At 42.8% G+C, this 6406-nt stretch carries 5 protein-coding genes and 4 tRNA genes; 3 read left to right on the top strand and 6 right to left on the bottom strand.

The features are described 5' to 3' along the window. Positions 1-180: 180 nt before the first annotated feature. From R7R78_RS23485 to R7R78_RS23470, 4 genes are all read right to left on the bottom strand, one after another. Positions 181-256: transfer RNA gene (locus tag R7R78_RS23485), tRNA-Thr, on the bottom strand. Positions 257-269: 13 nt separating this feature from the next. After that, a tRNA-Gly gene (locus R7R78_RS23480) sits at positions 270-344 on the bottom strand. A 35-nt stretch (positions 345-379) separates the two neighbouring features. Next, positions 380-464 (bottom strand) — tRNA-Tyr (locus R7R78_RS23475). Positions 465-500: 36 nt separating this feature from the next. Then, positions 501-576: transfer RNA gene (locus tag R7R78_RS23470), tRNA-Thr, on the bottom strand. Positions 577-781: 205 nt separating this feature from the next. On the opposite strand from R7R78_RS23470, the gene coaA reads away from it, so the two are divergent. After that, a complete protein-coding gene (coaA, locus tag R7R78_RS23465; protein ID WP_005388683.1) occupies positions 782-1705 on the top strand; it encodes a type I pantothenate kinase in 924 nt (307 codons plus the stop codon). Between the two features lie 7 nt (positions 1706-1712). On the opposite strand, the gene birA is transcribed toward coaA, so the two are convergent. Together birA and murB are read right to left on the bottom strand one after the other, a co-directional pair. After that, on the bottom strand, positions 1713-2678 hold the full coding sequence (gene birA / locus R7R78_RS23460) for a bifunctional biotin--[acetyl-CoA-carboxylase] ligase/biotin operon repressor BirA (protein ID WP_130545443.1): 966 nt from the start codon (positions 2676-2678) through the stop codon (positions 1713-1715). Further along, a complete protein-coding gene (murB, locus tag R7R78_RS23455) occupies positions 2675-3718 on the bottom strand; it encodes a UDP-N-acetylmuramate dehydrogenase (protein ID WP_053306556.1) in 1044 nt (347 codons plus the stop codon). The genes birA and murB overlap by 4 nt, the downstream gene beginning before the upstream one ends. 101 nt (positions 3719-3819) lie before the next feature. On the opposite strand from murB, the gene R7R78_RS23450 reads away from it, so the two are divergent. Beyond that, on the top strand, positions 3820-4251 hold the full coding sequence (locus tag R7R78_RS23450) for a GNAT family N-acetyltransferase (RefSeq protein WP_017821963.1): 432 nt from the start codon (positions 3820-3822) through the stop codon (positions 4249-4251). A gap of 71 nt (positions 4252-4322) precedes the next feature. Continuing rightward, entirely contained in the window at positions 4323-5663 is a 1341-nt protein-coding gene (gene pssA / locus R7R78_RS23445) for a CDP-diacylglycerol--serine O-phosphatidyltransferase (RefSeq protein WP_005388686.1), read from the top strand. The last annotated feature ends 743 nt before the right edge of the window (positions 5664-6406 follow it).

The raw sequence follows: 6406 nt of genomic DNA, 5'->3' as shown, positions 1-6406 counted from the left end.
TGTTTTACCGTGGTCAACGTGGCCGATAGTACCAACGTTAACGTGCGGTTTCGTACGTTCAAATTTTTCTTTAGACATGAGTGGTCCCTCTAGGTACGGATTTAGGTGGCCCAAATTGACCACGCAACCAAAAAAAGATAATTGGTAAATCTAATATCAAAAGGAAATAAACTTGAGAGCTGGTGCTGATAGGCAGACTCGAACTGCCGACCTCATCCTTACCAAGGATGCGCTCTACCACCTGAGCTATATCAGCACTCAAATTAGAGTGGAGCGGGCAGCGGGAATCGAACCCGCATCATCAGCTTGGAAGGCTGAGGTAATAGCCATTATACGATGCCCGCAACACGTAACTCTGAGAGCTATTTCCTAAAGAATATGGTGGAGGGGGACGGATTCGAACCATCGAAGGCAGTGCCGGCAGATTTACAGTCTGCTCCCTTTGGCCACTCGGGAACCCCTCCAAATTTTCAAGCCATTCAGACTACTAAAGGAAAGAATGGTGCCGACTACCGGAATCGAACTGGTGACCTACTGATTACAAGTCAGTTGCTCTACCTACTGAGCTAAGTCGGCATAAGTGGTGCGCATTCTATTGAATGATTTTCTAGGTTGCAATAGTAATTTGAAAAAAAATCATAAATTTCGATTTTTTAGATTCGTTTGCTGCAAATTCGTACAAACTTAGCTTTTTTAAAGTAAACTTCGACCTTTGTCGTTTGCTTTGAAGTTCGCTTGATGTATGTTCTTGCTTCTATTAAACCGAGGATAAACGAGACCCATGAGTCCATTTTTGTCATTTGACCGTGCAAATTGGGCCGAGTTAAGAAACTCTGTACCGATGACACTTTCTGAAGACGACTTGACTGCGCTTCAGGGCATTAATGAAAACCTAACCATGGAGGAAGCGGTAGAGATCTACCTTCCTTTGTCTCGTCTTTTGAATCTGTATGTCCAGGCTCGTCAAAGCCGCAATTCCGTATTACAACAATTCTTAAATACAGAGGAACATGCTCCCCCTTTCGTAATTGGTATCGCTGGCAGTGTTGCTGTAGGCAAAAGTACGACTGCTCGTATTCTAACGGCATTGCTTTCTCGTTGGGAGAATCATCCCAAAGTGTCCTTGGTTACAACAGATGGCTTCCTATATCCGAAAAAAGTACTAGAAGAACGCGGTATCATGCATCGTAAAGGCTTCCCTGAATCCTATGATATCAAGCGTTTAGTCGAGTTCATGTCTGACGTAAAGGCAGGAAAGCCCGATCTTGAAGTACCCATTTACTCTCACATCACGTATGACATTACTGATGAACTAAGAAAAGTGGATAGACCGGATGTTCTTATTATTGAAGGTTTAAACGTTCTGCAAAGTGGAATGGACTATCCACATGACCCGCATCGTGTCTTTGTATCTGACTTTTTAGATTTTTCAATTTATGTCGACGCAGAAACAGAGACCATTGAACATTGGTACGTAGAACGCTTTTTAAAGTTTCGCCAAGGGGCCTTTACGAAACCAGGCTCTTATTTTAGCCACTACACACAACTCTCTGTCGATGACGCAAAGAAAAAAGCAAAGCAAATTTGGCATGATATTAATGGGCTCAATTTAGAATTGAATATTCTTCCAACTCGTGAGAGAGCCCACTTGATTCTACACAAAGGCGTTAACCACTTGGTTGATAAAGTCTCGTTGCGAAAGTAATCGAAGCTTAGTCACTTTTACGCAACGAGATTTCACCACCAATATAAGTCTCTAGTCCTTGGGAGGTTTCGATTAATATTCCACCTTGATGATCGATGCCTCGAACGACGCCATGTACCTCTCTAGGCCCAATAAGCAGTTTGACCTGACGATTAAGGAAATTGTCTAACCGATTCCAACGTTCGATAAAGCCAGTAAGTCCTTTCATTTCATATTCGACAAGTGCGGAATTCCAATGCTTAATAAGAGTCATTGCTAGAACATTTCTATCGATCTTGAGACTCTGATTTACTTGGTTCAACGTGGTCCATGGCTGGTCAATCTCAGGCTGGTCGTCAGGCATTCCAATATTCAGGCCCATCCCAATCACTAGATGAGCAGCCCCACCGGCCTGACCCGACATTTCAACCAAGATTCCGGCCAGTTTTTTATCTTGATAATACAAGTCATTCGGCCACTTGAGTTTAACACCTTGCATGCCTACTTCTTCCAGAGCTTCCACTGCGGCAATCCCAATCACCAAGCTCAAGCCCATTGCCGCAGCCATTCCCGCATCCAGTCGCCAATACATAGAGAGATATAAGTTAGAGCCAAACGGTGAGACCCATTGTCTACCACGGCGACCACGACCTTGCGCTTGATATTCAGCAATACAAACACGGCCCTTTTCCGAATCCGCGACTCTGTCGAGCAAATACTGGTTCGTTGAGTCAATCACAGGGACAAGTTCAACAAGTGACTCCGAGCTAGTGGTAAGGAGAGTCTCGTCTAACAACTGCAATGGTGAAGCTAATTGGTAACCGCGCCCTTGCACTCGATAAATATCAATACCCCATTCACTAAGACCTTTAATGTGCTTAGCGATTGCCGCTCTGGAAACATTAAGATCGTCGCCCAACGCTTCTCCTGAATGAAACTCTCCATCACTTAATAACTTTAAAATATGAAGTTTCGTAGAGTGATCTTTTCTCATCTAGATGCCTCGATCTGAGTCAAATTGGTCTCCCCGGTACGATTGAGAAAGCGTACTTCATGCTCAAGTATGATTTGGTATTTGTCCCATACTGTCTGCTTCACTAAAGAAGCAAGCGCGACAATGTCATCAGCACTACAATTATCTATGTTGGTCAAAACCAAAGCTTGCATAGGGTTGACCTGCGCACCATGTACAGACTTCCCTTTTAATCCACACTGATCGATAAGCCAACCAGCAGCAATTTTCATTCCTCCAGAAGCTGGGTAGGCCACTACGTTAGGGTATTTTTTTGTGAGTCGATCATAGTGATCTTGCGTGATCACTGGGTTTTTAAAGAAACTACCTGCGTTACCTATCTTGGTTGGGTCTGGCAGTTTTGCCTTTCGCACTTGGCATACTCGTTCGAAGATAGAAGCAGGGCTGAGTTGTTCTTCTGGGATACTTTGTAAAGGACCGTACTGGTTAATCGGCTGCCATTGCTTCGCCAACTTAAGCCCTAATGCGGTGATAAAGCACTTTCCGTGCAACGCATGTTTAAATATGGAATCCCTATAGGCAAACTCACAGTCTTGGGCGTGCATTCTTTTGTTTTCAAACGTAGTTAGATCAAGAACATCTACATAATCACAGATGTCTTTTAGCTCTAGGCCATACGCACCAATGTTCTGAATAGGAGCCGAGCCAGCACAACCTGGAATCAAAGCTAAGTTCTCGATCCCACCGATCCCCTGATTCACACACCAGGAAACTAATTCAGGCCAATCTTCACCACCGGCAATATGTAATAGGTAGTGCTCATCCGTTTCCGTGACTTCTTTACCCATGATTCGATTAACAATCACTAATCCCTCAAAATGTTCTGTAAAAAGAACATTACTTCCTTTACCTAAAAAAAGTTTCGGTAAATGGGTGAATCTTGGGTTTTGAAATAGCTCAATAACATCTTCGAGCGACTCAACGATAGCTAAATAGGAACACGATTGTTCAATTCCAAAAGTATGGTAAGCCTTTAGGCTCGCATTTGTTTTAATTTGCATAGTAGGTTTGCAACACCAGATAAGATTCTCTTAAACTGTCGACATTCTACATTAGTTATCTTTTAACCGCAGTGACAATACCAGACTCATTAATCATAGAAGTGTTAAATCCCATCAAGCTCCCCCTCATTAAGAAACTATACAAAGCGTATTACCCTGCGGGTCGAGCCAAAAAGGATGAATTGATCATTACAGCAAGCCATAAGGGTGAAATCATTGCGTTACTACGTTTAAAAAGTGTAGATAAAGTTCGTCTGTTGACAGGAATGTTGGTCATTCCGAAAGTTAGGGGAACAGGGATTGGAAAAAAACTACTAACTCATTGTAAAAACAATGTTTTCACTGATGGCGATTATTGCTTCGCGTTTACACATCTCGAATCCTATTATTCCAAGCATGGATTCACAACAATTGATTGCTCTGAGCTACCACACCCGCTAAAAATGGCATTTCAACGTTACGTAGATAGCGGTAAAGATCTCATTCCAATGCAATTCATCTCTTCAACGACATCAAAACGCGTGCTTTTGTAGCCAGGTAAATCATATCTTTGATAAAATGGCAGGTTCGCAATATTGCACTAAACTAAGGTACTCATACCGATATGATAGTAAGTAGGAATCCATTCGAACAGTTGCCAAGTCTCGCTGTCAATCCGGAAGACTTTGATGTTCTGTATTCAGCAGAATCATTCAGAACCCGTCTTTTAGATGCGATCAGCAAAGCAACGTCGCGAATTTACCTAGTCGCTCTATATCTGGAAGATGATGAAGCTGGACGTGAAATTCTCACTGCGCTTTATGAAGCGAAACAGCGCAATCCTGGGTTGGACATCAATATCTGTGTCGACTGGCATCGAGCGCAGCGTGGCCTGATTGGTGCAGAGACATCTGAGGGTAATTCAGCGCTTTACAAAGCATATGCCAGTAAGTACCAACACCCAATCCCTGTCTATGGCATACCAGTGCGTGGCAGAGAAGTTTTTGGGGTACTGCATTTAAAAGGCTTCATTGTCGATGATACTGTTATCTACAGTGGGGCGAGCTTAAATAACGTTTATCTCCATTATCATGAACGTTATCGATTTGATCGTTACCATGTGATTCGACATGAATCTTTAGCGAATTCAATGGTGCAATTCATTCAGGAAGAAATGATTGCTCACCCTGCCGTTAATGATCTTGCAGGAAAAGATAAGCCAGAAACCAAAGAAATAAAGTCGGCGATTCGCCAACTGAGGGCTTCTCTTGCTCAAGCCAACTATAAGTTTGAAGATCAAGCTGCAACAGAAGAAAGCGTAAAAGTCACTCCGTTAGTTGGGCTAGGCAAACGCCGTAATCTGCTCAATCAACAGATTGTAAAGTTATTGGCAGCAGCCCAAGACGAAATTTTCATTTGTACGCCTTACTTTAACTTCCCTAAAGCACTTCATCGTGAAGTGAAACGAGCCATGAAGCGTGGTGTGAAAGTAACGATTGTTGTGGGTGATAAAACCGCCAACGACTTTTACATTGCACCTGAGGAAGACTTTAAAACCATTGGCGGACTTCCATATCTTTACGAAGTGAATTTGCGTCGCTTTGCGAAAGCCAATGAAGCGAATATCGCCGCACGTAAATTGTCAATTCACCTATGGAAGCATGACAATAACAGCTTCCACCTTAAGGGTATTTGGGTTGATAAACGCTATATGCTACTTACTGGGAATAACCTAAATCCACGTGCTTGGTCACTCGACCTAGAAAATGGGCTACTCATACAAGACAATTATGCGAAGCTCACTGAGAAGTTTGAAGACGAAGTTTCGCGTATTCTTGAGCATACTCACCTTATCTGTACTTATAAGCAATTAGAGAAAGTAGAAGACTACCCTATAGGGGTACAGCGACTGGTCAGAAAAATTACCCGCCTAAAGGCAGATGGTGTTTTAAAACGTATTCTTTAGACATCATTTCTCGCTCTAAAGTACGTCGAGATTTTTATACTAAGCCAACCGCTTTAGCAGTTGGCTTTTTCATATAATCCATTTGGAATACTTAACTATTTTCTAGTACCGCTAGTGAGCACATAACCACTTAGATCTAGAGCGATTCTCTTAATGGATTTGAGCTTTGACGTTTGTGAGTATTCCGCATAGCTTACAGCCTCGAGCTAAGCTACCCCTATCTGTTTTAGCGCTTCTCACCCCTTGGCGATATATTTTTTCTGAGACTCATCAAATGTTCAGCGTCGAAAATCATCACCTCGCTAATGAAGAGCTCCTTCAATCTTTCACCTTCCAATTCTTTTCAAGTCGTTTGATTTTTGAGCCAGGAGAGATTGGGGGTATATATGACGCTTTTCTGGATTATGTGCACAGTTCGTTTTTTCTTTCTCATCAAGATTCAAGCCGTTGAACGCCTTTGAATACCATAGATTACTTAGGTTTGTTTGTAGGTCATATTGTCTTTCCACAGCATCAACGGCCTATATTAATTAAAGCCTAGTGTGTAATCACGCAGAGTTCGCTTAGTAGGGATTATGGGGAGTAGTCTAATTAGGTGTAAACACACTTCAGGGAAACGCCGCAGTAGAAACGAAAAAAGCCTCAGTCTTTCGACTGAGGCTTAATATAAGTGGCGGAGTGGACGGGACTCGAACCCGCGACCCCCGGCGTGACAGGCCGGTATTCTAACCAACTGAACTACC

This window comes from Vibrio sp. 2134-1 (genome assembly GCF_033339495.1).
Note: the sequence above shows the minus strand (reverse complement) of the source record. Positions and strands in the feature narration are given on the sequence as shown.

Coding starts and splice junctions, on each gene's coding strand:
- coaA (WP_005388683.1), top strand. CDS start 782: ATGAGTCCATTTTTGTCATTTGACCGTGCAAATTGGGCCGAGTTAAGA.
- pssA (WP_005388686.1), top strand. CDS start 4,323: ATGATAGTAAGTAGGAATCCATTCGAACAGTTGCCAAGTCTCGCTGTC.
- murB (WP_053306556.1), bottom strand. CDS start 3,718: ATGCAAATTAAAACAAATGCGAGCCTAAAGGCTTACCATACTTTTGGA.
- birA (WP_130545443.1), bottom strand. CDS start 2,678: ATGAGAAAAGATCACTCTACGAAACTTCATATTTTAAAGTTATTAAGT.